This is a genomic window from Pontibaca salina (genome assembly GCF_016307205.1).
In the GTDB taxonomy this organism is placed as follows: Bacteria; Pseudomonadota; Alphaproteobacteria; order Rhodobacterales; family Rhodobacteraceae; genus Pontibaca; species Pontibaca salina.
In genome coordinates, this window is record NZ_JAEIJD010000001.1 from 270,824 (window position 1) to 296,252 (window position 25,429).

The 25,429-nt window shown below is 59.8% G+C and carries 20 protein-coding genes; 11 read left to right on the forward strand and 9 right to left on the reverse strand.

Going from position 1 to position 25,429, the window contains the following annotated elements:
* Positions 1–138: 138 nt before the first annotated feature.
* The 8 genes from JAO82_RS01435 to JAO82_RS01470 all read left to right on the forward strand — a co-directional run bounded on the left by JAO82_RS01435 (position 139) and on the right by JAO82_RS01470 (position 7,794).
* On the forward strand, positions 139–807 hold the full coding sequence (locus tag JAO82_RS01435) for a response regulator (protein WP_198684548.1): 669 nt from the start codon (positions 139–141) through the stop codon (positions 805–807).
* On the forward strand, positions 804–2,150 hold the full coding sequence (locus JAO82_RS01440) for an ATP-binding protein (protein ID WP_198684549.1): 1,347 nt from the start codon (positions 804–806) through the stop codon (positions 2,148–2,150). Before JAO82_RS01435 ends, JAO82_RS01440 begins: the two co-directional genes overlap by 4 nt.
* 272 nt (positions 2,151–2,422) lie before the next feature.
* Positions 2,423–3,436 carry a TRAP transporter substrate-binding protein gene (locus JAO82_RS01445; RefSeq protein ID WP_198684550.1) on the forward strand — a complete coding sequence of 338 codons (1,014 nt, stop codon included), beginning with the start codon at positions 2,423–2,425 and terminating at the stop codon, positions 3,434–3,436.
* Between the two features lie 67 nt (positions 3,437–3,503).
* Positions 3,504–4,130, forward strand: a complete 627-nt coding sequence (locus JAO82_RS01450; protein WP_198684551.1) for a TRAP transporter small permease — start codon at positions 3,504–3,506, stop codon at positions 4,128–4,130.
* A 12-nt stretch (positions 4,131–4,142) separates the two neighbouring features.
* On the forward strand, positions 4,143–5,429 hold the full coding sequence (locus JAO82_RS01455; RefSeq protein ID WP_198684552.1) for a TRAP transporter large permease: 1,287 nt from the start codon (positions 4,143–4,145) through the stop codon (positions 5,427–5,429).
* Between the two features lie 9 nt (positions 5,430–5,438).
* Positions 5,439–5,879, forward strand: coding sequence for a universal stress protein (locus JAO82_RS01460; protein ID WP_198684553.1), 441 nt, complete (start codon positions 5,439–5,441; stop codon positions 5,877–5,879).
* Positions 5,880–6,103: 224 nt separating this feature from the next.
* Positions 6,104–6,574, forward strand: a complete 471-nt coding sequence (locus tag JAO82_RS01465; protein WP_198684554.1) for a MarR family winged helix-turn-helix transcriptional regulator — start codon at positions 6,104–6,106, stop codon at positions 6,572–6,574.
* A 41-nt stretch (positions 6,575–6,615) separates the two neighbouring features.
* Positions 6,616–7,794 (forward strand): multidrug effflux MFS transporter, encoded by a 1,179-nt coding sequence (locus JAO82_RS01470; RefSeq protein WP_232897166.1) that lies wholly within the window; start codon positions 6,616–6,618, stop codon positions 7,792–7,794.
* A 3-nt stretch (positions 7,795–7,797) separates the two neighbouring features.
* Here the strand turns inward: JAO82_RS01470 and JAO82_RS01475 are convergent, their stop codons facing one another.
* From JAO82_RS01475 to JAO82_RS01495, 5 genes are all read right to left on the reverse strand, one after another.
* On the reverse strand, positions 7,798–8,772 hold the full coding sequence (locus JAO82_RS01475) for a branched-chain amino acid ABC transporter permease (protein WP_198684556.1): 975 nt from the start codon (positions 8,770–8,772) through the stop codon (positions 7,798–7,800).
* Positions 8,772–9,659 carry a branched-chain amino acid ABC transporter permease gene (locus JAO82_RS01480; RefSeq protein WP_198684557.1) on the reverse strand — a complete coding sequence of 296 codons (888 nt, stop codon included), beginning with the start codon at positions 9,657–9,659 and terminating at the stop codon, positions 8,772–8,774. The genes JAO82_RS01475 and JAO82_RS01480 overlap by 1 nt, the downstream gene beginning before the upstream one ends.
* 66 nt (positions 9,660–9,725) lie before the next feature.
* Positions 9,726–10,922, reverse strand: coding sequence for an ABC transporter substrate-binding protein (locus JAO82_RS01485; protein ID WP_198684558.1), 1,197 nt, complete (start codon positions 10,920–10,922; stop codon positions 9,726–9,728).
* A 46-nt stretch (positions 10,923–10,968) separates the two neighbouring features.
* A complete protein-coding gene (locus JAO82_RS01490; RefSeq protein WP_198684559.1) occupies positions 10,969–11,688 on the reverse strand; it encodes an ABC transporter ATP-binding protein in 720 nt (239 codons plus the stop codon).
* The gene (locus tag JAO82_RS01495; protein ID WP_198684560.1) at positions 11,681–12,430 is read right to left on the reverse strand and encodes an ABC transporter ATP-binding protein; all 750 of its coding nucleotides are present in this window, start codon (positions 12,428–12,430) and stop codon (positions 11,681–11,683) included. The genes JAO82_RS01490 and JAO82_RS01495 overlap by 8 nt, the downstream gene beginning before the upstream one ends.
* 287 nt (positions 12,431–12,717) lie before the next feature.
* Between JAO82_RS01495 and JAO82_RS01500 the strand changes: the two genes are divergently transcribed.
* Positions 12,718–13,878: a patatin-like phospholipase family protein gene (locus JAO82_RS01500; protein ID WP_198684561.1), complete on the forward strand. Its 1,161-nt coding sequence runs from the start codon at positions 12,718–12,720 to the stop codon at positions 13,876–13,878.
* 92 nt (positions 13,879–13,970) lie between these two features.
* Here JAO82_RS01500 and JAO82_RS01505 read toward each other — a convergent pair whose 3' ends face one another.
* Positions 13,971–17,042, reverse strand: coding sequence for an efflux RND transporter permease subunit (locus JAO82_RS01505; RefSeq protein ID WP_198684562.1), 3,072 nt, complete (start codon positions 17,040–17,042; stop codon positions 13,971–13,973).
* Positions 17,039–18,313, reverse strand: coding sequence for an efflux RND transporter periplasmic adaptor subunit (locus JAO82_RS01510; protein WP_198684563.1), 1,275 nt, complete (start codon positions 18,311–18,313; stop codon positions 17,039–17,041). The genes JAO82_RS01505 and JAO82_RS01510 overlap by 4 nt, the downstream gene beginning before the upstream one ends.
* 209 nt (positions 18,314–18,522) lie before the next feature.
* Here JAO82_RS01510 and JAO82_RS01515 point away from each other — a divergent pair, with 209 nt between their 5' ends.
* Both JAO82_RS01515 and JAO82_RS01520 read left to right on the forward strand, forming a co-directional pair.
* A complete protein-coding gene (locus tag JAO82_RS01515; RefSeq protein WP_198684564.1) occupies positions 18,523–19,812 on the forward strand; it encodes a cystathionine gamma-synthase family protein in 1,290 nt (429 codons plus the stop codon).
* A 57-nt stretch (positions 19,813–19,869) separates the two neighbouring features.
* Positions 19,870–20,880, forward strand: a complete 1,011-nt coding sequence (locus JAO82_RS01520; RefSeq protein WP_198684565.1) for an LLM class flavin-dependent oxidoreductase — start codon at positions 19,870–19,872, stop codon at positions 20,878–20,880.
* A gap of 91 nt (positions 20,881–20,971) precedes the next feature.
* On the opposite strand, the gene glyA is transcribed toward JAO82_RS01520, so the two are convergent.
* Positions 20,972–22,267 (reverse strand): serine hydroxymethyltransferase, encoded by a 1,296-nt coding sequence (glyA, locus tag JAO82_RS01525; RefSeq protein WP_198684566.1) that lies wholly within the window; start codon positions 22,265–22,267, stop codon positions 20,972–20,974.
* A 25-nt stretch (positions 22,268–22,292) separates the two neighbouring features.
* Positions 22,293–24,914, reverse strand: coding sequence for a phosphoenolpyruvate carboxylase (locus tag JAO82_RS01530; protein WP_332872455.1), 2,622 nt, complete (start codon positions 24,912–24,914; stop codon positions 22,293–22,295).
* Positions 24,915–25,429 lie beyond the last annotated feature (515 nt).

Genomic DNA, 25,429 nt, shown 5'->3' on the forward strand with positions numbered 1-25,429 from the left:
GCATTGCGGGCGACTGGCGCACGAACACGACCGGGGCTATTGATCCGGTTTCACTTTGGACCGTCTCGAACGGCAGACTTAAGGCAGGCTTAAGGTCTTGCCCAGACAAGACCATCCAGCATCAGGAAAGGATCACGGATGCGTGTGCTGATCGTCGAAGATGATGCAACGCTGGGCGACGGGCTGAGCGTCGGCCTGCGGCTGGCCGGATTCACGCCCGATCTGGTCACCACCTGCGCCGATGCGCGCGCGGCGCTGGAAACTGACGAATTCGGCGCCATGGTGTTGGACGTGATGCTGCCTGATGGTTCCGGATGCGACCTGCTGGCGGCGCTGCGTCAACAAGGCGTGGATCTGCCAGTGCTGATGCTCAGCGCCTTGGATCAGGTCCGCGACCGGATCACCGGGCTGGATGCAGGGGCTGACGATTATCTGGGCAAACCGTTCGATCTGGACGAGGTCACCGCCCGCCTACGCGCGCTGTCGCGCCGCTCGGACGGGCGCACGCAGCCAAAGCCAAGCTGGAATGGCTTGACGCTGGATCTGTCGCGCATGGAGGGCGGGCGCGACGGTAAAACGCTGCAATTTTCACGTCGGGAGTTCGCGATCCTCTCGGCCCTGATGGAACGTCCCGGCACCATCCTTGACCGCGCAGCGCTGGAGGATCGGCTTTACGGCTGGCAAGAGGGCGTCGAAAGCAACGCGCTCGAAGTGCATATTCACAACCTGCGCGCCAAACTGGGCCCACGGTTCATCCAGACCGTGCGCGGTGTTGGCTATCGTCTGGCCCCCGAGGACACGGTATGAATTCAATCCGCCTGCGCCTGTTTCTGATCCTGATGTTGGCAACCGGGCTCGTCTGGTTGTCGGGGGTGGTGTGGACGCAATATTCCACCCGCGCCGAACTGCGCCAAGTGCTCGATGCCCGTCTGGCCGAGGCTGCGCAAATGGTATCATCGCTGATCTCGGACCGGCGCATCGACATTTCCGATGCGGCCGAACTTGCCTCCACACCATTGCCCAGCGGTGTATCGGCCTATTCCCACCGCCTATCCTGCCAGATCTGGAGCTTGGACGGCACCCTTATCGGCCGCTCGGGTGGTGCCCCCGCAGAGCGGCTGGCGGGCAATGTCGCCGGTTTTGACAATACACTGATCGATGGCAACGAATGGCGCGTGTATACGGTTGTGAACGAACATCTGGGGTTGCGCATCATGGTGGGCGACAGTCTTGCGGTGCGTGACCGGCTGGTATCGGACGTGATCAAGGGGTTGATCCTACCGGCGCTGCTGATCCTGCCGGCGCTGGCGGCGTTGATCTGGATCAGCGTCGGGCGCGGGCTGGCCCCGCTGAACCGCATGGCAAGCGCGCTGGCCGCCCGCGATGCCAGCGATCTCCGCCCGTTGGAAACGCCTCTGCCCGGCGAATTGCGCCCGTTTGGTGCGGCGTTGAACGGGTTGTTTGACAGGGTCGCCGCTGCCCGCGCGCGCGAGCGGGATTTCACCGCCTTCGCCGCACATGAATTGAAGACCCCGCTGGCTGGCCTGAAGACACAAGCGCAGATCGCCGCGATGGCCGGGGACGACGCCACCCGCCGCCATGCGCTAGACCAGATCCAGACAAGCGTGGCGCGCACCGACCGTCTGGCACGGCAATTGCTGGATCTGACTCGCGCCGAGACCGTAAGCGAGGCCGACCCGCCAGTCAGTGCCGCCTCCATCTTGCATGAAATCGCCTCCGATCTGGCACGGACCGCTGCAGCGAAATCGGTCGAAATCTGTGTCGATCTGCCCACCGGCGACGAACCGGCAATCGCAGATGCAGGACTGCTGAGCGTGGCGCTGCGCAATCTTCTGGAAAACGCTATCCAGGCCGCACCCGAATACAGTGCCGTCAACCTGTCACTACACCGCGAAGGCGACATGATACGCGTGCGAGTACAGGATCGCGGCACCGGCATCGCCGCAAGCAGCCGTGCCCGCGCAACGGATCGCTTTTATCGCGGAGCAAATGCCAGCGCGCAGGGCAGCGGTCTGGGTCTGGCCATCGTCGCGACCGCCGCCAGCCGTCTTGGCGGCAGCTTGACGCTTGAGCCACGCACCGGCGGCGGAGAGTCTGCCACCCTTGTGCTGCCGATGGCCAAAGCCTGATTTTCCACTGCCGAAACGACTGGCAGAATACCGGCGCTGGCAGGTGCACCGGAATAAGGTTTCTCGCGATAATCATTGTCTAAAAACGACATTTACCTGTCGCTGGTTGACAGTCGAAAATCGCACAGGCATCGTTTAGGGATTCCGTGATATACTCAGTCCGGTGCCTATCTTGGCATCGGGAGGGGGTTAGTAGGTGTATTTGCGTAGACCCGAATTTGATACGCTGCACACAAACTGAAAATGTGAAAGTGACAACGGGAGTATTTTGCATGAAAATTTCGAACGCGCTGAAACTGGGGGCCGCCGTGGCTGCACTGGGGGTGGCGCTGGCCAGCACCGCCAATGCCGACACTTGGCGCTATGCCTTCGAGGAAGCGATGGATGAGGTTCAGGGCAAATTCGCGCAGAAGTTCAAAGAAGAGGTCGAGGCGAACTCCGACCATACGATCCAGCTTTTCCCATTTGGCACCTTGGGCGAAAGCGCCGACATCATGGAGCAGGCGCAGGCGGGCATCCTGCAATTCGTCGATCAGTCCCCCGGCTTTACCGGCGCGCTGATCCCCGAAGCCCAAGTGTTCTTTGTGCCCTATCTGCTGCCGCAGGATCAGGAAAAGCTGCAAAGCTTCTTCCGCGAATCCAAGGCAATCAACGAATTGTTCCCGCCGCTTTATGCCGACCAGGGTCTGGAATTGCTGACCATGTTCCCCGAAGGTGAGGTCTGCATGACCACGCAGGAACCGGTGCATTCGCCCGCAGATCTGGACGAGGTCAAGTTCCGCGTGATGACCAACCCGCTGCTGGTCAAGAGCTACGAGGCGTTTGGCGCGACGCCGACGCCATTGCCCACCGGCGAGATCTATGGCGCATTGCAGACCGGCATCATCCAAGGTCAGGAAAATCCGCGCTTTTACCTGGAATCCATGAAGATGTACGAGGTGACGGATGTCATCACCTGTATCGGCCACAATAATTTCACCACTGCGGTGATGGCCAACAAGGATTTCTATGATGGGCTGGCCGACGGAGACAAGGAAGTGGTGCAAAACGCCATCGACGTCGCGTTCGACTATATCCTCGACTATCAGGCCGAGCTGGACGAGGCGAGCTTTGACAAGATCAAGGAAGCCAAGCCCGAGATCGAAATCAATATCCTGAGCGACGAAGAGCGCCAGCCGTTCAAGGATGCCGCCGGACAGGTCGAGGAGGCGTTCATCGAGATGACCGGCGACACCGGTCAGAAGATCCTTGATCAGATGAAGGCCGATCTTGAGGCCACCAACTGACCCTTGAAAATCCTTGGGCGGGCGCATGCAGCGCGCCCGCCTTATCGCTAAGGGCAGGACAGCTCAGATGAAAGAGCCACACTCTTCGCAGACACAATCGCAGACCGACACCACATCCACCGACGATCCGCCCTCGCCGGCCTATCGCTCGGACCTTCCGGGGGTGCTTGGAACGGTTGATACCGCGATCAGCCGGATCGAATCCGTGATGCTGGCCGCCGGCGTGCTGTTGATGGCGGTGAACACCATCGCCAATGTGGTTGGGCGTTTTGTCTTCCAATCCAGCATCTTCTTTTCTGAAGAATTGAACCGCATCCTGATCATCATGATCACCTTCGCCGGTATCTCTTATGCTGCCCGTCATGGGCGCCATATTCGGATGTCGGCAATATACGACGCGCTGTCCGCAAAGCTGCGCAAGCCGCTGATGATCGCCATTGCGCTGATCACCGCGGTCTTCATGTTCGGGCTGGCATGGTATTCGCTGCAATATATGCTGACCCAAGCGGGGCGCGGACGGGTTTTGCCATCGCTGCAGATTCCGGTCTGGCTGATCTATGTCTGGGTGCCGGTCGGATTTTTTATGACCGGCACACAATATTTGCTGACCGCGATCAAGAACATGATCGAACGCGACATCTACCTCTCGACCAATGTGCTTGAGGGTTATGATGACGACGAATTCGAAATCTGAGAGGCACGCGACATGGCGACCACAATTTTCTCCATCATGATCGTTCTGCTGCTGCTGGGCTTTCCAATGATGATCCCGCTGATCGTCGGCGCTTTCGTCGGCTTTTATTCGCTGTTTGGCGGGATGGGACAGATGGAAACCATGGTGCAGCAGATGATGGCCGGCATCCGTCCGGCGTCGCTGATCGCGGTGCCTATGTTCATTCTGGCCGCAGACATCATGACACGGGGCCAGTCGGCGGGGCGGTTGATCGATCTGGTGATGTCCTTCGTCGGCCACATGCGCGGCGGGCTGGCAGTTTCCACCGCCGCCGCCTGCACCATGTTCGGGGCGGTCTCGGGGTCAACCCAGGCAACAGTGGTGGCGATCGGCTCGCCCCTGCGCCCGCGCATGCTCAAGGCCGGATATAAGGACAGCTTCATTCTGGCGCTGATCGTCAATTCATCGGACATCGCCTTCCTGATCCCGCCCTCGATCGGGATGATCATCTATGGGGTTGTTTCCAACACCTCGATTTCCGAATTGTTCATTGCCGGTGTCGGCCCCGGCCTGCTGATCCTTCTGCTGTTTTCGATTTATTCGTGGGTCTATGCGGTGCGCAACAAGGTTCCGACCGAGCCCAAGACCTCGTGGAAGGAGCGTCTGATCGCATTGCAACGTGCGCTTTGGCCGCTGGGCTTTCCGGCGATCATCATCGGCGGCATCTATGGCGGTATTTTTTCCCCGACCGAGGCAGCGGCGGCCTGCGTGCTTTACGCCCTGTTCCTTGAGATGGTGGTTTTCCGCGAACTGACTTTTGCAGGGCTTTACGACACTGCCAAATCCACCGGCCTGATTACCGCGGTCGTATTCATATTGGTCGGCGCGGGGGCTGCATTTTCATGGGTGATCTCATTCGCGCAGATTCCGCAAGGCATTCTGGCCGGGATCGGTATCGACGAGATGGGACAGGTCGGGGTTCTAGTGGTTATCTCGATCGCGTTCTTCATCGGCTGCATGTTTGTCGACCCGATCGTGGTGATTCTGGTTCTGGTCCCGATCTTCGCGCCAGTGGTCAAATCCGTCGGGCTGGACCCGGTTCTGGTAGGGACGATCATCACGCTTCAGGTGGCCATCGGATCGGCGACGCCACCATTCGGTTGCGATATATTTACCGCGATTGCCGTGTTTAAGCGGCCCTATATCGACGTGATCCGCGGCACGCCGCCCTTTATCGTGATCCTGCTTGGGGTGTCGGCGGCACTGATTGCCTTTCCCCAGATTGCCTTGTTCCTGCGCGATCTGGCTTTCGCCAAGTGAGGAAACACCATGTTCAAGAACATCCTTGTTCCTTTCGATGGCTCGGTCGGCGCTGAAAAGGCACTGCGCAAGGCGGCGCAACTGGCCAAGCTGTGCGAAGGCGCGCAAATCACCATCCTGACCGTCTACCGTCATCATTCGATGCTGGAGGCGTCATTCTCGATGGTTCGGGCCGCCGACCCCGGCAACATGGATGACAATATGCGCGATTATGCCCGCGAGGTGGCCGAACACGGCAAGAAACTCCTGACCGAATTGGGCATCACCAACCTGCGCGCATTCGCGAGGGTCGGGCAACCTGCACGCACCATCGTGGCATTTTCCCGGCAGCATGAACATGATCTGATCGTTATGGGCAGCCGCGGTATGGGCTCGGTCGAGAGCTATCTGCTGGGAAGCGTATCGCACAAGGTCACTGGGCTTGCGCCGATGCCGGTAATGGTGGTGTGACGAACCGAACCCCGCTCTTTCAAAGATAACACCGCGCCAGCAACCGCTGGAGCGGATCTGCCCTGCCCCGTCAAGTGTCGGAACTTGTCGATGTCTGGCAGACTGACTCCGCATGGGCAAATTCATAAACGCCCTTCGCCTGATCGCCGGACGCTAGGCTCGGCTTATTGATTTCGTAAATGTCACATACTATATCTAAAGGATACAATTTTGGATTCGCCCACATGCCTCCCCTGATCGACCCGGAAAGCCCGTCATTCCTGCTGCTTGATATCTCGCGCATGACGCGGGCCGAGTTCGAGCGCCGAGTCACTGCCGCGCAGCTTGGCATCACGCCCGGCGAGGCGCGCACGCTTGCCACAATGGCGCGTTCGGGCCCGATCCGGCAGAACTGTCTGGCGGATCTGTCGGCACAGAGCCGGATGAGTGTCACGGTATTTCTAGACCGGCTTGAAGCCGCCGGACTGATCCGCCGCAGCCCTGATCCCGACGACCGCCGGGCCAAATTAGTCGAGGTGACCGAGGCCGCGACCCCGCTTTTGCGGGCGCTCAAGTCCATCGGTGACGAGGTCCGCGCAGTGATGCGCGGCGAGATGACCGATGCGCAATGGCATCAGTTTCGCGAATTTCTTCGGATCGTACGCAACAACCAGATGGCCGCACGCCAGAGCCATAAAAGCGAAGGAAAAATATGAACGTCGCCAACCCTACAATGACTGCAATTGAAACCCCGCAAATGAGCGCTCTGCGCGTCAGCCTGATCGGCGCTCTATTCGTCGCCATCGGGCCAATCGGCATGGCACTTTACACGCCAGCGATGCCGGAAATCGTCCATGCTTTCGGCACCAGCGAAGGTATGGTCAAGATGACGCTGACGCTGTATTTTGCCGGGTTCGCCTTGGCACAGCTGATCGCCGGGCCGGTATCCGACGCGCTGGGGCGGCGGCCGGTGATCATGGCCTTCATGGCCATCTTTGGCGGCGCTAGCCTGCTCGCGCTTTTCGCTCCCAATATCGAAGTGTTTCTGGTGGCGCGCTTCTTGCAAGGCGTTGGTGCCTCGGCCGGAGTGGCGATTTCACGGGCGATCGTACGCGATCAGTTCCGGGGCAATCAATCATCAGAAATCATGAACACGATTGGTATCATTCTGGCCATCGCGCCTGCGCTGTCGCCGACCCTTGGCGGGGTTCTGGTGACCTATGCGGGTTGGCAATCGCTGTTCCTGACAATGACATTATTTGGTGTTTTCGTTGTCGCCGTGACCCATCTTGGGATGCAAGAAACGATTGTCGCGGATCGCAATCGGCTGAAATTTCAGGCACTGATGCGGTCTTATGGCAAACTGTTCGCCAGCCGCCATTTCATGACGGCAGCGCTGACCATCGCGGGGGCGTTGGGGGCGATATACACGCAGGCAACAATCCTACCGTTTATCCTGATGGACACTCTGGGCATGTCGCCTGCAGGATTCGGGCTGGCCATGATCCTGCAATCGGGCAGCTTCTTCATTGGTGCGCTGAGCATGCGTCACCTGATGAAACACCACGATGCATCCCGGCTGGTCGCACCGGGTCTGGGGTTCATCCTGCTGGGTAGCGCGATGTTTGTCACGCTCTTTTGGGGCGAACCCAGCCTGTTGCGCGTGATGGGACCGATCGGACTCTATTCCTTCGGTGTGGCCCTCGTCATGCCCGCCATGACAACCTCGGCACTGGCGCCGTTTCCGCATATCGCCGGGGCCGCTTCGTCGCTGATGGGATTCCTGCAAATGGGCGCAGGGCTGGTCATGGGGTCGCTTGCCGCGCTGTTCCCCGATCCGGTGATTGCGGCGGCGGTGCTGATCCCGGCAATGGGGGCAATCGCCTGTCTATCCTTCCTCCTGTTCCGCCGCCTGCCCGTATTCGCCGAGCCATAGGGCTTACAGGGGCCGTTTGATCCAGCGCGCGATCACGCCGACCACGCCCTCGCGGAACAGCATGACGCCGATCACAAAGATAACGCCTTGGATCACCGTCACCCATGCGCCGAAAGTCGCCAGATAGTTCTGCATGGTCACGATAATGGCGGCTCCGACCAGCGGGCCAAATACCGTGCCCATGCCGCCCAGCAAGGTCATCAGCACCACCTCGCCCGACATCGTCCAATGTACGTCGGTTAAGGATGCAAGCTGGAACACCTGCGCCTTGGTCGCGCCTGCAAGCCCGGAAAATGTGGCCGACAAGGTGAAGACCATCAGCTTGTAACGATTGACATTATAGCCTAGCGAGATCGCGCGCGGCTCGTTCTCGCGGATCGCGTGCAGCACCTGCCCGAACGGCGAATGGACAATACGATAGAGCATCAAGATGCCGCCAAAGGTCACGGCCAGCACGAAGAAATAGAGCGAAATGTTGTCGCGCAGTGAAATCAAGCCAAACAACGCGCCCCGCGGCACCGACTGGATCCCGTCCTCGCCGCCAGTGAACTGGGCCTGAAGCGCCACGAAATAGACCATCTGCGCGAAGGCCAGCGTGACCATCGCAAAATAGATGCCTTGCCGGCGGATCGCCAGCGCGCCGATCACCAGCCCAAGAAACGCCGCCGCCACAGTGCCGCTCAGCACCGCCAGTTCCGGCGTCAGCCCCCAGACCTTGGCGGCATGGGCGGCGACATAGCTGGCGCTGCCGAAAAACGCCGCATGACCGAAGGACAGCAGCCCGCCAAAGCCCAGCAACAGGTTGAAGGCCGCCGCGAACAGCGCAAAACACATCAATTTCATCGCGAAAACGGGATAGACCAAGAATGGCAGCACGACGAGGAAGGCCAGCAGCACCAGAAAAATCACCTTGTGGAGCAGCGGCATACCTGCCCGCTGTGCCGAGGGAGTTGCAATGCCGGAATTGCTGATCGTCATCAGGTCGCCCTCCCGAACAGCCCTTCGGGCTTGACCAAGAGCACGAGCGCCATGATCACAAATATCACCACCGCCGAGCCTTCAGGATAGAACACCCGCGTCAGCCCCTCGATCAGGCCCAGAAAATAGCCCGTCAGAATCGAGCCCATGATCGAGCCCATGCCCCCGATCACCACCACGGCGAACACCACGATGATCAGGTCCGCGCCCATGTTCGGGTTGACCGAATAGATCGGTGCGGCCAGCACGCCGGCAAAACCCGCCAGCGCTACGCCAAAACCATAGGTCAGCATAATCAGCAGCGGCACATTCACCCCGAATGCGCCCACAAGCACCGGATTTTCGGTCGCGGCGCGCAGATAGGCACCAAGGCGGGTTTTTTCGATCATGAACCAGGTGCCAAAACACACCACCAGCGAGGCCACGACCACCCAAGCGCGGTATTTCGGCAAGAACATGAAACCAAGGTTGTATCCCCCCGCCAGCGCATCGGGGATGCGGTAAGGAAGGCCGGAAATGCCGTAGTAATTGCGGAACAGGCCCTGGATGATCAGCGCCAAACCAAAGGTCAGCAGCAATCCATAAAGGTGGTCGAGATGATATAGTCGCGACAGCAACAGCCGTTCGAGCACGATCCCGAACACCCCCACGATCAGCGGTGCCAAAATTAGCGCCGGCCAATAACCGATGCCCGCATAGTTCAGCAACATCCACGCCACGAAAGCGCCCATCATGTAAAGCGCGCCATGGGCGAAGTTGATGATGTTGAGCAGGCCGAAGATCACCGCCAACCCCAGTGACAACACGGCATAGAACGATCCATTGATCAGCCCCAATAGCAACTGACCCAACAGCGCCTGCGGTGGAATGCCTAGAAGTTCGAACATGCGGGCCTTTCCGTCGTCAAGGTGATCCACGATGCGCCGGACGATCCCAGCGCACCGTCGTGGCTCTTATTCCTTGGTGAAGTCGCATTCATCCAGCATCGGCAGGAACGCCTGATCGCCGGGAATGGTCGAAACCTGCTTGAGCAGATCCCATTCGCCTTCGGATTCCTCGGGGGTTTTCACCTCGAACAGATACATGTCATGCACCGCGCGCCCGTCACCGCGCACCTGTACCTTGCCCATGAGCGCGTCCTCATAGGGGTTTTGCTTCATCCAGGCGGCAACCTGATCGCCATCGGTGGTGCCGGTGGCCTCGACCGCTGCCAAAAAGTCCATCACGGCGGAGTAGACGCCGGCATGCACCATCGAGGGCTTTTTATCCATTTGCTCTTCAAACCGGGCGGACCAATCGCGGGTGGCGTCATTAGTGTCCCAATAAAACGCGCTGGTCATCTGCAAGCCCTGCGCCGTCTGGGCACCCAAGGCGTGGATATCGTTAATGAAGATCAGCAACCCGGCCAATTTCTGCCCCGCCTGTGTGATCCCGAACTCCGAGGCCTGTTTGATGGCGTTGATGGTGTCGCCCCCGGCATTGGCCAACCCGATCACATCCGCACCGCTGGATTGCGCCTGCAACAGGAAGGACGAGAAATCCGTGGCCGGGAATGGCACATCGACGCTGCCCACCACCTCGCCGCCGTTTTCCTTCACCACCCGCGCGGTATTTTCCTCGAGCGAGTGACCAAAGGCATAATCCGCCGTCAGGAAGAACCATTTTTCGCCACCCGCATCGGTCACCGCCTTGCCGGTGCCATTGGCCAGCGCAGCGGTGTCATAGGTCCAGTGGATCGTGGTCGGCTGGCATTGCTCGCGGGTCAGCTCGGTGGAACCCGGTCCAGAAGCGAGGAAAATCTTGTTCTTGTCGGCGGTGATCTGTGCAACCGCCAATGCCACCGACGAAGTCGGCACATCCACGATGACATCCACTCCGTCTTGGTCGTACCATTGGCGTGCAATGTTCGACCCCACATCGGGTTTGTTCTGATGATCAGCCGAGATCACCTCGACGTTCAGGCCCTTCTCGGCGGCCTTGAAATCCTCAACCGCCATGCGCGCCGCCACCACCGAGCCTTCACCCGAAAGATCAGCATAGACGCCCGAGCGGTCGTTCAGAACGCCCAGTTTGACATCGATATCCTGCGCCAGCGCGCCCCCCGCGGCCAATGCGCCAAGCGCCGTGCCCAAGGCCAGTTTCCTCAACATGTCTTTCACTCCTCCTCGTTGTGGCACGGTCATCCGCGCCAGTTTTTCAGACACCCAAGTAAGCGTGTAACTTGTCCATATTGGCGTCCAATTCGCGGTTCGGGATCATGTCCACCACCCGGCCTTGATCAACGACATAGTGCCGATCCGCGACCGAGGCGGCAAAACGGAAGTTCTGCTCCACCAAGACGATGGTGAACCCCTCTTTCTTGAGCGCAGCAATGGTGCGCCCGATCTGCTGCACGATCACCGGTGCCAGCCCTTCGGTAGGTTCATCCAGCAACAGCAGATGCGCGCCGGTGCGCAGGATTCGGGCAATCGCCAACATCTGCTGCTCACCGCCCGACAATTTGCTGCCCTGGCTGCGGCGGCGCTCGCGCAGATTGGGAAATAATTCAAAAATCCGTTCCAGATCCAGCCCGCCATCGGCGATGCGCGGCGGCAGCATCAGGTTTTCATCGACGTTCAGCGCGGCGAAGATACCGCGTTCTTCGGGGCAGATGGCGATGCCCAGCCGCGCGATCTGGCGGGGCGCCATCGCGATGGTCTCGGCCCCGTTATAGGTGACGGCCCCAGTGCGTTTGCCCAGAATACCCATGATCGCGAGCAGCGTCGAAGTCTTGCCCGCGCCGTTGCGCCCCAGCAAGGTGACAACCTCACCCTCTTGCACGTCGAAATCGACCCCATGCAACACATGGCTTTCGCCATACCAGCCGTTCAGGTCGCGCACGGACAGCAGCGCGTTCGCAGTTTGCGCGTCACTCATAGCCCGCTCCGATATAGGCGTCGATCACTGCCGGGGCGCGTGACACAGTGGCGTAATCGCCCTCGGCCAGAATCTCGCCCCGCGCCAGCACCGTGATCCGGTCAGACAGGCTGGCAACAACGGAGAGGTTGTGTTCGACCATCAGCACAGTCCGGTTTTGCGCAACCCGCCGGATCAGGGCTGAGATCCGCTCCACATCCGCCTGCGCCATGCCGGCCATCGGTTCGTCCAACAACAACATGTCGGGATTTAACGCCAGCGTGGCCGCGATCTCCAACGCGCGCTTACGCCCGTAGGGCAGCTCAACCGCGCGGTGATGCAGAAAATCGGCCAACCCGACCTCGTCGATATGGCGGCGTGCCTCATCGTCAAAGCGGCTGAGCTTTCTTTCTGACCGCCAGAAATCAAAGCTTTCGCCGCGCTTTCGCTGCACCGCCACGCGCACGTTCTGCAACACAGACAGATCGGGGAAGACCGCAGAAATCTGGAATGAACGCACCATGCCCAGCTGCGCGATCTCGGCCGGGGCCAGTTTGGTGATGTCGCGCCCTTCATAGATGATGGTGCCACGCGTGGGCTGCAGGAATTTGGTCAGCAGATTGAAACAGGTGGTTTTGCCAGCGCCATTTGGTCCGATCAGCGCGTGAATTGACCCTCTTTCGACCGTCAGATCGACATCCTTGACGGCCACGAACCCCTTAAATTCCTTGGTCAGCCCCCGGGCCTCAAGCGCTATGTTCATATGGGATGCACACCTTTGCCCGATGTCGTCATGGCAGCCTGCTTCCTCATCTTGATTGCTTCCATTAGCTGTCAGAGGCAAGCGACCTGTCAAGTGCGTTTCCTCCCGATGAAACCTGACCACACGGAAAGCACTGCCCCCGACACACAGGAAATCTGTGCTCTGGTGGCACCTTTCGCAGAGCAGACGCTGCGTTCACTGGGCGGATTGCGCTGATCGATAGCTTGCAATCGGCGCAGCGGCTTGCCACGGTTTCTTTCGACAGCAGCGCAAGAGGAAGCAAGTCGATGAAACCCGATCCCGTTCACGGTCAGGCAACGGCGCTAGTGCTTCAGGGCGGCGGCGCGCGCGGGGCCTATCAGGTGGGCGCTCTTCGGGCGATTTCGGAAATCATGCGCCGACGCAAATCACCATTTCCCATTGTTTGCGGTTCCTCCGTAGGCGCTATTAACGCCGCCCCGCTGGCGGTCGCATCGATGCATTTTCCGCGCGGGGTGCGGCGGCTGGAGCGGCTCTGGCGCTCGCTGCACTGCGGTTCCGTTTACGAAACACGAATGGCCCCATTGCTCGGAACGGCCCTGCGCTGGTTAACCACGTTGGTGCTAGGTCGGTTCGGCCATATCGGGCCTTCATCGTTGCTTGATAATTCCCCGTTAGCCCGGCTTCTGGAGCGCGAGGTGCATCCTGACGCGATTTCGCGCGCCATCGCCTGTGATGCCCTGCACGCGCTGTGCATCACCGCGTCAAGCTATGACCACGGCAAGGCGGTAACCTTCTTTCAGGCCAATGCGACCCTAAAGGAATGGAGCCGCGCACGGCGCAGTGGCGAACGCACCCGCATCACGCCAGAGCATCTGCTGGCGTCATCCGCCCTGCCCTTCGTGTTTTCTCCGGTCGAACTTGGCGGCGCTTACTATGGCGACGGCTCGATGCGGTTGACCTCGCCATTGTCGCCGGCAATCCATTCCGGGGCCGACCGGATTCTGGTGATTGCGGCCCGCGACCACGAACCGGAGCCCAACTCCGAGAGTCCGCATATTAACCCCAGTTTTGGAGAGATGGTCGGCCACGCGTTGGACATCCTGTTCAACGACAATCTGGATTCCGACCACGAGCGCCTGATACGCATCAACCACACGCTGTCGCTATTGTCGGACGAAGGACGCCAAAAAACCCCGCTGCGCCAAATCGAATCTCTGATGCTGTCCCCCAGCCGGGATTTACGCCTCATCGCGAGCGATCATGCCACGGAACTGCCGCTGGCGATCCGCTTGTTAATGCGCTCGATCGGGTCATGGGGCAGCGACGGACGGCTTGTCAGCTATTTGCTGTTCGAGCCCGGCTATATCGGTGCCCTGATCGATCTCGGTTATGCTGATACAATGGCGCGCGCCGATGAAGTTCGCGAGTTCCTGTTGGCCCCAGCAGGCGCCGCCGTCTCACTTTAACAAATTCAACAGACGTCGTCCCTTCCTGCATCCGGATCGCAGCATCTATATATCGCACGGGCCAGCGCCATGGCCCGTGCAGGCCGCGCCTGTCATTGGGCAGGCGCGGGCGGGCGGTCGTCCTCGGTTTCGCGATGCAGCTCACGCCGGGCGATGAAAGTATAGAACATCGGCACAACAAACAGCGTGAAGGCCGTACCGACAAGGATTCCGGCAAAGATCACCAACCCCATCGCAAACCGTGCCGACGCTCCGGCTCCGCTGGCGGTGATCAAGGGTATCATCCCGAAACCCATTGCGGCCGTGGTCATAAGGATTGGCCGCAGGCGGGTCTTGGCGGCTGCGGTAATCGCCTCGCGTCGGTTCAGGTCGTGTTCGTGACGCTGCTGGTTTGCGAATTCCACCATCAGGATACCGTGCTTGGTGATCAGGCCGATCAGCGTGATCAACCCAACCTGCGTATAGATGTTCAACGTGGACAGACCGAAAAACAGCGGCAACATTGCACCGAAGATCGACAGCGGCACGGTCATCAAGATAATGAGCGGATCGCGGAAGCTTTCGAACTGCGCGGCCAGCACCAGATAGATCACCGTCAGCGCCAACACGAAGGCGATAGCGATGGTGTTGCCCTCTTCAACCTCAAGGCGCGATTGCCCGGCATAGTCGATAAAGAACCCGTCCGGCACCACGTCGCGCGCGATCGACACAAGCGTGTCCAGTCCGCTGCCGGTGGTGACACCCGGCACCGGCAGGGCCGATATCGTCGACGAGTTCAACTGATTGAACTGCTCAATCGCCGAGGCGGTCACATCGGTCGATATATTCACAACGGCCGACAGAGGCACCATGTCGCCGGTCACGCTGCGCACAAAGAACTCGCCCAATCTTTCGGGATTGTTGCGATATTCCTGCGGCACTTGCATGATGATATCGTAACTGTTGCTGTCGCGATCGAATTGCGCAATGGATCCATCGCCCACCAGCAGGCTCAGCGTGTTGCCGATATCTCGGATTGGCAGGTTCAGCGCCGCCGCACGGTCGCGGTCGATGGTCACCACCACCTCTTGCGCGTTATAGGCCAACGAATTCTGCACCACGATGAACTGTCCTGTGGCCATCGCGCGTTGCTTGATTTCTTCGGTGACCTCGAACACGCGATCGGAAGCGCCAGTCGATTGGATCACCATCGAAATCGGCAGACCGCCCCCGGCCCCCGGCAGCGTGGGCGGCGAAAATACCAGCGGCTCCACCCCGGAGACTGCGGTCAGGCGCTCTTGAATGTCGGCCTGTAGTTCGGCTTGCGAACGGTCCCGGTCGGCCCAGTCATCGAAAGCCCAGAGCATGATTGCCGAGTTCGTTTGCCCGCCCATACCAGTGATCGAGAAATTGATGTCGAGCTCTGGAATATCCTTGGTCAAGGCGCGCATTTGGTCGGTATAGAGATTGGTATATTCCGACGTGGCATAGCTGGGCGCATTGACGATCGAGAACAGCGCGCCGATATCCTCTTCAGGCGCAAGTTCGTTTGAGGATTTGACGAACATGAACCCAGTCAGCCCCAGCAACACGGCCACCATCAACAACATCACTGGCCGATACTCCAGAGAAGCCGACACCCGCCGCTCGTACCAGTTGGCCAACCCATCGAATGTTTTGTCGACGATGCGTTGAAAGCGGCTGTGATTGCCCTGTTTCAGCAGCCGCGCCGACATCATCGGCGTGATCGTCAGCGCAACCATCCCCGAAATGATCACCGCTCCCGCCAGCGTGACCGCGAACTCCGAAAACAGCGTTCCGGTCAGACCACCGATGAACAGCAATGGCGCGAACACAGCGGCCAGCGTGATCGTCATCGCGATGACCGGGCCAGTGATTTCCTGCATGCCCTTGAAGGAGGCCTGTTTGGGCGTCATGCCATCTTCGATATGGCGGTGGATATTCTCAACCACAACGATAGCGTCGTCCACCACCAGCCCAATCGCCAGAACCATCGCCAGCAAGGTCAGCAGGTTGATAGAATACCCCGCAAGGAACAGGAAAAAGCCAACCCCGATCAGAGATAAAGGAATCGTCACGATTGGCATGAGAACCGAGCGAAGCGACCCCAGGAACAACAAAATCACCAGAACCACGATGATCACGGCATCGGTGATGGTTTTGAACACCTCTTTAATAGACGCCGAAATCGACTCGGTCGCATCATACATCAGCGTCATCGTCATACCGCTGGGTAGCGAATCGACGATCGCTGGCAATTCGTCAAGCACCGCAGCAGAGGTATCCAGGGGGTTGGCGGCAGGTGTCGGGAATACACCGATGAACACACCACTTTCGCCATTGAAATTCACAATGGTATCGGTGCTTTCGGCAGCCAGTTCGATTTCGGCTACGTCACGCAGCCGCACAACACCGCCCGTTTCCGAGGATATCGGCAAGGCTCCGAACGCCTCGGCAGTCTGCAGCGTGGACTTCACTGATATTGGGTAGGCGACAAAGTCGTTCTGGGTTTTGCCCGGTGCCGCAAGGAAGTTAGACGCGTTGATCGCATCCATCAGCTCCGCTGCTGTCAGTCCGCGCGAGGCAAGCTTCAATGGATCGACCCAAATGCGCATCGAATATTCCGACGCACCAAGAATCTGGATCTCAGCCACGCCCTCGATGGTGGACATGCGCGGACGCACCGCCCGATCGATATACTCGGTCAGTTCTTCTGCCGTCATGTTCGGGTTCTGAATCGCCAGATACATGGTGGCAAAGTTCATCCCCGTGCCTTTGACGATGGTCGGGTCCTCGGCATTCGGTGGTAAGTCGCCGCGCACCTGCTGGACCTTGGACATAACTTCGGTCAGGGCAATGTCCGGGTCAGCCCCCAAATCCATCTGCACCGTCACCGTACTGACCGAGGGGCGCGAGGTGGCAGTGACGTAATCAATATGCTCGGTCGTCGACACTGCGCTGGAAATTGGCGAACTAATGAATCCCTGGATCAGATCGGCGCTGGCACCGGGATAGATGGTGGTGACAGTGATCACGGTCTCATCGACTTCGGGATATTCTCGCACCGAAATGCTAAGCAGTCCCTGCATTCCCAGAAGCAGGATCAGCGCACCGAAAACCGTGGACAGAACCGGACGGCGGATGAAAATATCGGAGAAGCTCATTCCTGCGTTGCCTTTTCCGTATCAGGTTCGCTTACATCCGGCTCATGCGTCCCGGCATCGGCTGCATCTGCGGCTATTTTTTTCTCCGCTGCACCCTGCTGCTCGGCGCCTTCGGCGTCGGCCTTGTCGGGCTCTGCCTCGCTCGTACTTGTTTCGGCTTTGCCCAATTCTCCGTCTGGCGAAACATCAGGGCTAACGTCATTGCTGGGATTGACCGGCGCCCCGTTGCTCAAACGGTTCTGGCCTGCGGTGATCACACTGGCGCCCGGTTCCAATCCGTCAACGACCTCGATCATCCCACCCGTGCGCCGCCCGGCGGTCACAAAGACTTGCTGTGCGACCAGCCTATCAGTCTCTTGCTCAGCCTCGCGCACGACATAGACATGATCGCCATAAAGACTGCTCACAAGCGCGGTCTGTGGAATCGTCAGGACATCGGTTTCAAGGGGCAATTGCACCTCGACCTGGACGAACTGCCCCGGCACAAGTTGGGCATCGCCGTTGTCGACCTCGGCCCGCACCGATACCAAACGTGTTGCCGGGTTGATACGCGGGTCGATCCCTGAAATCTTGCCTTCCATCGACAGCGCCCCCTCTTCGGGGCCGGCATTTACTGTCTGGCCGATTTTCAGCAATGGGAACTGCTGTTCAGGAACTTTGAAATCAACGTACAGCGTGTCGAGATCTTGCAAGGTCGCGATTACCGTCCCTGGCGTGACATAGCTGCCCAAATCCACTTGGGGAATCCCGATTGTACCGCCAAAGGGCGCGCGCAACCGTTTTGTTGTAAGTACCGCTTCCAGCTTGGCGACCTGGGCGCGCGACGACTCGGCCCGTGCTTGGGATTCATCCAGGCTGACGCCAGATGTCACCCCACGTTCGCGCAGTTCTTTGGTGCGCTCAAGCGCCTGTTCATCCAGCCGGGCCTGCGTGCGCCCCGCATTCAGATCGGCAACCTGCACCGCGTCGTCCAACCGGACCAGCAACTGGCCTTCCTCGACAATCTCGTTCGCCGAGAACCCCATATGTGTCACGATGCCCGCTGCCTCAACGGTCAGTTCGACACCGCGCACTGCCACCACTGTCCCGATCGCCGAGATCACAGGCGTCCACGGGCGCGGCTCGACCTCATATACCGGGACGGTAACGGCCGGTGCCTCGCGGCCAGAGAGGAAGTCATCGATCATCTTGCTGCGAAACCTCTCGAAGCCGACGATACCCACTACGACAAGACTCAGAGCAATAACGGCGATGACAAGGCGTTTTATCATGGAGGCATCTTCCTGTGCGGTGCATCGATACGTGCGTATAGCTATGCAGCGCGGCAAACGTCAATCCGCGCAAGAGCCGTGCCACGCGGCCAAACTAGTGCGCCTGCGCCGAGGTTCCAAGGGTGGCTTACGCGAGGGTAAGTGTTTGTCACCGAGAGGAAAGCGTGCATTATCGCTTGACTGCGCCCGGATTATTTAAGGAGACCGCAATGACTGGCCGCGATTTTCGCCGCACGCATATGGGAGGGCGCAAACTGCACCCTTCAACCCAGATGACCACCTATGGCTATGATGCCGCCCTATCCGAAGGTTCGGTAAAGCCACCAGTTTATCTAACCTCGACCTTTGTGTTCGAGACCGCCGAACAGGGCGCGGATTTCTTCGACGTGGTGGCAGGGCGCAAGCCCGCCCCCGAGGGCATGGGCGCAGGCGGGCTGGTCTATTCGCGGTTCAATAACCCCAATACAGAAATCGTAGAGGACCGCTTGGCGCTTTACGAGGGGGCGGAAGCCGCCCTTATCACCTCGTCCGGCATGGCCGCAATCAGTGCCGTTGCACTGTCCTATCTGCGTCCGGGCGATGCTTTCGTGCATTACACGCCGCTTTACGGGGGCACCGAAACTCTTTTCGGCAAGGTGCTGACCGGCTGGGATATCTCGCCCGTGGCGTTTGATGACGGGCTGGACGAAGCGGCACTGCGCACGGCGCTGGAGGAGGCTGCAGCAAAGGGGCCGGTGCGCATGGTCTATCTGGAAACTCCCGCCAACCCGACCAATGCGCTGATCGATCTTGCCATGGTGCGCGACGTCGTCGATGACTGGACCGGCGATGGCGAGCGCCCAGTCATCGTGTGTGACAACACCATGCTGGGGCCAGTGTTCCAGCACCCTCTGGAACTGGGTGTCGACATTTGTGTTTACTCGCTGACCAAATATGTCGGCGGCCACTCCGATCTGGTGGCGGGCGGCATCACCGGATCGAAAACCGCGCTGGCACCGGTACGACAGACCCGCTCGACCTATGGCTTTCAGCTTGATCCCCATTCGGCATGGATGCTGGGGCGCTCGATGGAGACGCTTTCCCTGCGAATGGAACGGGCCGAACACTCGGCGCGCAAGGTCGCGTCATGGCTGGCAGAGAACGACATCATCCCCTGCACCGTGATGCACCCGCTACACGATCCCGACCCGGCCTCACGCGCCCTGTTCGAGCGGCAATGCAGCGGCGCTGGGTCGACCTTTTCCTTTGTGGTGCAGGATGATCGGGCACTGGCCTTCCGCATTTTGAACGGATTGAGCATTTTCAAATTGGCGGTGTCGCTGGGCGGGTCCGAGTCACTGGTCTGTCACCCGGCCTCGACGACCCATTCTGGTGTACCGCAAGAAGCACGCAAGGCCGCGGGGGTGACCGAAGGCCTGATACGCGTATCCGTCGGTCTGGAACATCCCGAAGATCTAATTCTCGATCTGGAACAGGCCTTCCAAGCCGCCGCAACGTAGCGGTTGGCGCGGTGCAGGTGCGCCCCTAGATAGAGGGCAAGCAACAAAGGGCTCACCATGCACCATTATTCCATGCTTGATCTCGCGCCCGTCCCCGAGGGCGCGGATGTCGCCACCGCGCTGGCCGACACCATCGATCTGGCGCGCCATGCCGAAAACCTTGGCTATCATCGCTTCTGGCTGGCCGAGCACCACAACATGCCGGGCATTGCCAGCGCCGCGACATCGGTCGTGATCGGACAGGTCGCGGCAGCAACGCGCAAGATCCGCGTCGGCGCGGGCGGCATCATGCTGCCCAACCACGCGCCACTGATGGTGGCCGAGCAGTTCGGCACGCTGGCCACGCTGTTTCCGGGCCGCATCGACCTTGGGCTGGGCCGCGCGCCGGGCACCGATATGGCAACCGCCCGCGCCTTGCGCCGCCATATGGACGCTGGCGACAGCTTCCCACAGGATGTCGTCGAGTTGCTGCAATATCTCGACGACACCCCCGATGGGGCCAAGGTGCGGGCGGTGCCGGGGCAAGGCACCCATGTGCCGGTCTGGATTCTCGGTTCCAGCCTGTTCGGCGCGCAACTGGCGGCGCATCTGGGGCTGCCTTATGCGTTTGCGTCACATTTTGCCCCGGCGATGCTGGAGCAGGCGCTGGCCACCTATCGCGCCACGTTCCGACCGTCAAAATGGCTCGCGAAACCCTATGCGGTGGTTGCCGCAAATGTGTTCGCCGCCGATACCGATGCTGAGGCAGAGTTCTTGCAGTCCTCGCATATCCTGTCCTTTGCCCGGTTGCGCAAAGGTGACCCCGGCAAACTGCCCTACCCTGTCGCCGATGTGGGCGCCGAGATATCCGCGCCGCTGCTGGCACAGGTCAAACAGGCGTTGGCCTGCTCGGCCACCGGCAGTCGCGATACAGTGCGGCAGCAATTGGCGCGGATCGTTGAACTTTATCGCCCCGATGAGCTGATCGTTACGGGCATGATCCACGACCCCGAAGCGCGGCGAAAATCCTTCGCTATCGCCGCCGAAGTGCTTGACGGATTGATCACGCACGATCAGGCAGCGGAATAACCACGCGCCACTTTCAAAATAGAAACGGGCGGACAATCCCGATGATCGTCCGCCCGTCATGTTCTACTTCGGCCTGTCAGGCCACCCGGTCTTACAGGTCAGGGTACAGTGGGAACTTCTTGCACAGCGCTTCGACTTCGCCGCGCACCCGGTTTTCCACTTCCGCGTTACCTTCTGCGCCATTGGCGGCCAGACCGTCGACGACTTCGATGATCCAATCCGCGATCTGGCGGAACTCGGCCTCGCCAAATCCGCGGGTTGTGCCGGCGGGCGAGCCAAGACGGATACCGCTGGTCACAGTGGGCGATTCTGGATCGAAGGGCACACCGTTCTTGTTACAGGTGATGTGCGCACGTCCCAGTGCCTTTTCGGTGTCGTTGCCCTTGACGCCTTTGGGGCGCAGATCAACCAGAACCACATGGGTATCGGTGCCCTTGGTCACCGTGTCCAGACCGCCCTTGATCAGCTGATCCGACAGCGCCTGCGCGTTGTTGACCACGCTCTTGATGTAGCTCTTGAACTCGGGGCGCAGCGCTTCGCCAAAGGCGACGGCCTTGCCCGCGATCACGTGCATCAGCGGACCACCCTGAATGCCCGGGAAGATGGCCGAGTTGAATTTCTTGGCCAGATTCTCGTCATTGGTCAGGATCATGCCACCGCGCGGACCGCGCAGGGTCTTGTGCGTGGTGGTTGTGGCCACATGGGCGTGCGGGAACGGGCTGGGATGCTCGCCCGCAGCGACCAGACCGGCGAAATGCGCCATGTCGACCAGCAGATAGGCATCGACCATATCCGCAATTTCGCGCATGCGCTTGAAATCGATCTGACGCGGGATCGCCGAGCCACCGGCGATGATCATCTTGGGCTTGTGCTTTTTCGCCTGAGCCTCGACTTCGTCGTAGTCCAGCAGGTTGTCTTCGCGGCGCACGCCATATTGCACGGCGTTAAACCACTTGCCCGACTGGTTAGGCGCAGCGCCGTGGGTCAGGTGCCCACCAGCATCAAGGCTCATGCCAAGGATGGTGTCGCCGGGCTTCAGCAGCGCGGTGAACACGCCCTGGTTGGCCTGGCTACCCGAGTTGGGCTGCACGTTGACAAAGCCGCAGCCGAACAGCTGCTTGGCCCGGTCGATTGCCAGGTTTTCGGCGACGTCCACGAACTGACACCCGCCATAATAGCGCCGTCCGGGATAACCTTCGGCATATTTGTTGGTCATGATCGAGCCTTGCGCCTCAAGCACCGCTTTTGACACGATGTTTTCGCTGGCGATCAATTCGATCTCGTCGCGCTGGCGACCCAGTTCCCCGGTAATCGACGCGTGAATATCCGGGTCCGATTCCGCCAATGATGCGGTAAAGAAGCTCGGCTTAGTATTCGGTGCATTCATTTAAGGTATCTCCTTACATTTAGATCTAGCCGGTCCAGCCCAAGGCGGCGGCAACACAATTCATTGACTGCATCAGCGGGACAGTCCCTTTCCCGTCCCCCGCTGCGCGAATCTGGCGCAGTTGGGCGATCTGAATATCATGTACACGGTCCAGTTCACCACGGACACGTGCAAAACGGCCCTTCATGTTGGGAAATCTGGCTCCGATCTGCGCACAGCCAGTTACAGCGTGCAGCGCCTCGCAACCCGCCTCATACTCACGTCGGATCAGTCCGAAAATCTCCTCGCCTACGGCCGTGTCGGTCACCAGCGTTGCATAGCGCGCGGCGATGTCCATGTCAGCATGAAACAATGATTTCTCGACTTCGTCAACAATCAGGCGGAACAGCAGGGATTCGGCGAACATTCGCTGCAACAGCGCATCGCCATCGGATTGGCGGAAGCGGCGGAAAGACGCAATGGCCGAGCCAAATCCGTACCATCCGGTGATCAGATGACGGTTCTGCGACCAGGCGAATACCCAAGGAATGGCCCGCAAATCGTCCAGGCTCTGCGCGCCGAACCGGCGTGCAGGGCGCGACCCCATCTTCAGCATTGCCAGCTCTTCGACCGGGCTGGCCTGCTGAAAATAATCGATGAAACCGGGCTTATGCAGCAAGGTGCTGTAAGCGGTTTGCGACATGCCCGACAACGCCTCAAGCGCGTCGTGGAAATCGGGTTCGATATCCGGGACATGCCGATTCAGCGATCGTGCCAGAACCGAGGAGGCCAGTGATTCCAATTCATGTCGGGCGGTGCCGCGGTTGGCAAATTTCGAGGACACAACCTCGCCCTGTTCGGTCGTGCGCAGCTTGCCGTGAATGGTGCCTTTGGGCTGCGCGGCGATGGCACGTTCTGTGGGCGCGCCACCGCGGCTGACTGACCCGCCACGGCCATGGAAAAACACTGGCTTGAGCTCCTGTGCCTCAAGCGTGCGCGAAATGTTGCGCTGTGCCTTTTCAAGCTCCCAGGTCGAACAAATAAACCCGCCATCCTTGTTACTGTCGGAATAGCCCAACATGATTTCAATGGTCTGCGCCACACCGACCAGACTGCGCCGGGCCAATGGTACCGTAAGCAGCTCCTCAAGGATCCGTGGCGCGGCCCGCAAGTCTTCGATGGTCTCGAACAATGGCACAACCCGCAGATCCAGCTTCTCCGAGCCGAACCCGGCATAACGCGCCAGCAGGAAGACCCCCAAAAGATCGTCGCAGGATCGTGTCATCGACAGGATGAACGGGCCCATTGCCTGCGGATCATTGCCATGCAGCGTCTTGCGCATCAGATCGAGCAGGCCCAGCAATTCCTGCCCTTCCGCGTCCAGTTTATCGCGGTCGAGAGCAGGCAGTTCGCCCGCGGCCAGTTCAGTGCGCAATCGCTCGGACCATTCCGGCGTGCCGTATTCATTCGCCGCGCCGGTCAAGGCCCAGATATCGGCCAAGACGCGGGTCGTTACCGACGAGTTCTGCCGCACGTCCAGCGTCACGGTGCGAAAACCGAAAACCTCGGCCTGCCAGCGGATCGGGCGCACCAGCCGTGTGGCAAGCCTGTCGGCCCCGATTGATTCTAGCGCATCCTCGACTTTACGCAGATCACTGATAAAGGCAGAAACGTGCCGATAGCCCTTCTCAGCGCCATCCCGCGTCGCAACCATGCGCCGTCTCATGGCGCTGATCGCCTGCCGGAACTGCTCACCCGGATTGGCGCGGAAATTGTCCCCTTCCGCCGGGCTGGCGGCAATGATGTCAGCGAGTGCCTGTGCCGCATCAGGCTGAAGCCCGGAAATCGAGGCACTGATACTGAGCTGCTGTCCGGCGATGATCAACGCAGACAGATACTTTTCAAGAATGGCGGTGCGATTGCGCTCCAGCGCCGTCCTGGTTGTCTGGATCGAGACATTGGGATTGCCGTCGCGATCTCCTCCGATCCAGGAATGGAAGCGCAGGCACGGGGTGGGCTCGTCTTCAAGTTCGAAACGGTTATGCGCCGCGACATGAAAAGCGTCGAACAGTTCAGGCACCGCGTCAAACAGGCTGTCGCGGAAAAACTGCAAACCCCATTCGATTTCATCCTCGGGCGACGGCCGCTCAAGGCGCAGCTCGCCGGTCAGCATCAGAAGATCGATTTCGCTTTCGATGGTTGCCAGCAATTCGCGGCGCTCGTGCGGGGTCCAGTGCTGGGTTTCCAGCGTCACCAATGCCCGATAAATCCGGCGATGGATTTCCAGCACCGTAACACGCTTTGCCTCGGTGGGGTGTGCAGTCAGGGTGGGCCCGACCGAAAGTCGATCCGCCGACGCCTTGAAATCCGCAACCGAAATGTCACCGCATTCGGACAGCGCCTTGGCGAAGCTGCCGTCCACTGCCTGCGGCCCCCCATCAGTCTCAGCCTGACGCCGGCCCCGCATTGCTGCGTTTTCCTCGACAATCGTAAGCAGCTGAAACCAGATGTTCAGTGCCTGCAGGTACGAAATAAGGGTCTTACCTTCAGGCAACTCTTTTTCAGCCCCTGCCAATAGCGGCAGGACCGCAGGCACCCGCCGCGTGATGACATTTTTCCACAGCCCGAACACCTCGGCACGTAGACGATCCGCATACGGGTCGCTCACGGGCCCAGAGCGTTCGGCATCGGTTGCTGTCGCGCGCTCTTTCATCAGTTTTCCCATTCCTATGGTTCGCGCACTTCAGTGAAGTCGCACGGGTTGTCTGTTGCGCGAAGGCTTACCGCCTCGCAAGTTGATATGCCAGGATCGGGCAACATGCCCAACTGGCTGCTGCCGTGCAAGCCCTGATTAATACATGAAACACCAGCAAAGTTTCCCGCTGCGGCGGCGGCGTTGGCCATATCGCGATTTGTAGCACCGCAGGGGTAATCCAGCGATGCCGCGATCGCACTTTGTCAGCGCATCGTCAAGCTTACCCAGTAGTGGGACATTGTATTGCGCCCGACTCTCCGGTGCAATATCTCTGCGGTGCCGAATCAGGTTTCTCTCGCTGAGCCACGAATAGATCGATTGGACGGCTTCCAGCTCTGTGATGTCCGTCACCTTTCCAGCCCCCAAGGTCCCGGCCGTGCGTGCGGGCCGACAACCGGCCCAGCACTCTCCTTACACCATGCGAGATT

Bases quoted from the DNA above. Each gene is read 5' to 3' on its own strand.
- JAO82_RS01435 (WP_198684548.1), top strand. From the start codon at position 139: ATGCGTGTGCTGATCGTCGAAGATGATGCAACGCTGGGCGACGGGCTG.
- JAO82_RS01440 (WP_198684549.1), top strand. From the start codon at position 804: ATGAATTCAATCCGCCTGCGCCTGTTTCTGATCCTGATGTTGGCAACC.
- JAO82_RS01445 (WP_198684550.1), top strand. From the start codon at position 2,423: ATGAAAATTTCGAACGCGCTGAAACTGGGGGCCGCCGTGGCTGCACTG.
- JAO82_RS01450 (WP_198684551.1), top strand. From the start codon at position 3,504: ATGAAAGAGCCACACTCTTCGCAGACACAATCGCAGACCGACACCACA.
- JAO82_RS01455 (WP_198684552.1), top strand. From the start codon at position 4,143: ATGGCGACCACAATTTTCTCCATCATGATCGTTCTGCTGCTGCTGGGC.
- JAO82_RS01460 (WP_198684553.1), top strand. From the start codon at position 5,439: ATGTTCAAGAACATCCTTGTTCCTTTCGATGGCTCGGTCGGCGCTGAA.
- JAO82_RS01465 (WP_198684554.1), top strand. From the start codon at position 6,104: ATGCCTCCCCTGATCGACCCGGAAAGCCCGTCATTCCTGCTGCTTGAT.
- JAO82_RS01470 (WP_232897166.1), top strand. From the start codon at position 6,616: ATGAGCGCTCTGCGCGTCAGCCTGATCGGCGCTCTATTCGTCGCCATC.
- JAO82_RS01475 (WP_198684556.1), bottom strand. From the start codon at position 8,772: ATGACGATCAGCAATTCCGGCATTGCAACTCCCTCGGCACAGCGGGCA.
- JAO82_RS01480 (WP_198684557.1), bottom strand. From the start codon at position 9,659: ATGTTCGAACTTCTAGGCATTCCACCGCAGGCGCTGTTGGGTCAGTTG.
- JAO82_RS01485 (WP_198684558.1), bottom strand. From the start codon at position 10,922: ATGTTGAGGAAACTGGCCTTGGGCACGGCGCTTGGCGCATTGGCCGCG.
- JAO82_RS01490 (WP_198684559.1), bottom strand. From the start codon at position 11,688: ATGAGTGACGCGCAAACTGCGAACGCGCTGCTGTCCGTGCGCGACCTG.
- JAO82_RS01495 (WP_198684560.1), bottom strand. From the start codon at position 12,430: ATGAACATAGCGCTTGAGGCCCGGGGGCTGACCAAGGAATTTAAGGGG.
- JAO82_RS01500 (WP_198684561.1), top strand. From the start codon at position 12,718: ATGAAACCCGATCCCGTTCACGGTCAGGCAACGGCGCTAGTGCTTCAG.
- JAO82_RS01505 (WP_198684562.1), bottom strand. From the start codon at position 17,042: ATGAGCTTCTCCGATATTTTCATCCGCCGTCCGGTTCTGTCCACGGTT.
- JAO82_RS01510 (WP_198684563.1), bottom strand. From the start codon at position 18,313: ATGATAAAACGCCTTGTCATCGCCGTTATTGCTCTGAGTCTTGTCGTA.
- JAO82_RS01515 (WP_198684564.1), top strand. From the start codon at position 18,523: ATGACTGGCCGCGATTTTCGCCGCACGCATATGGGAGGGCGCAAACTG.
- JAO82_RS01520 (WP_198684565.1), top strand. From the start codon at position 19,870: ATGCACCATTATTCCATGCTTGATCTCGCGCCCGTCCCCGAGGGCGCG.
- glyA (WP_198684566.1), bottom strand. From the start codon at position 22,267: ATGAATGCACCGAATACTAAGCCGAGCTTCTTTACCGCATCATTGGCG.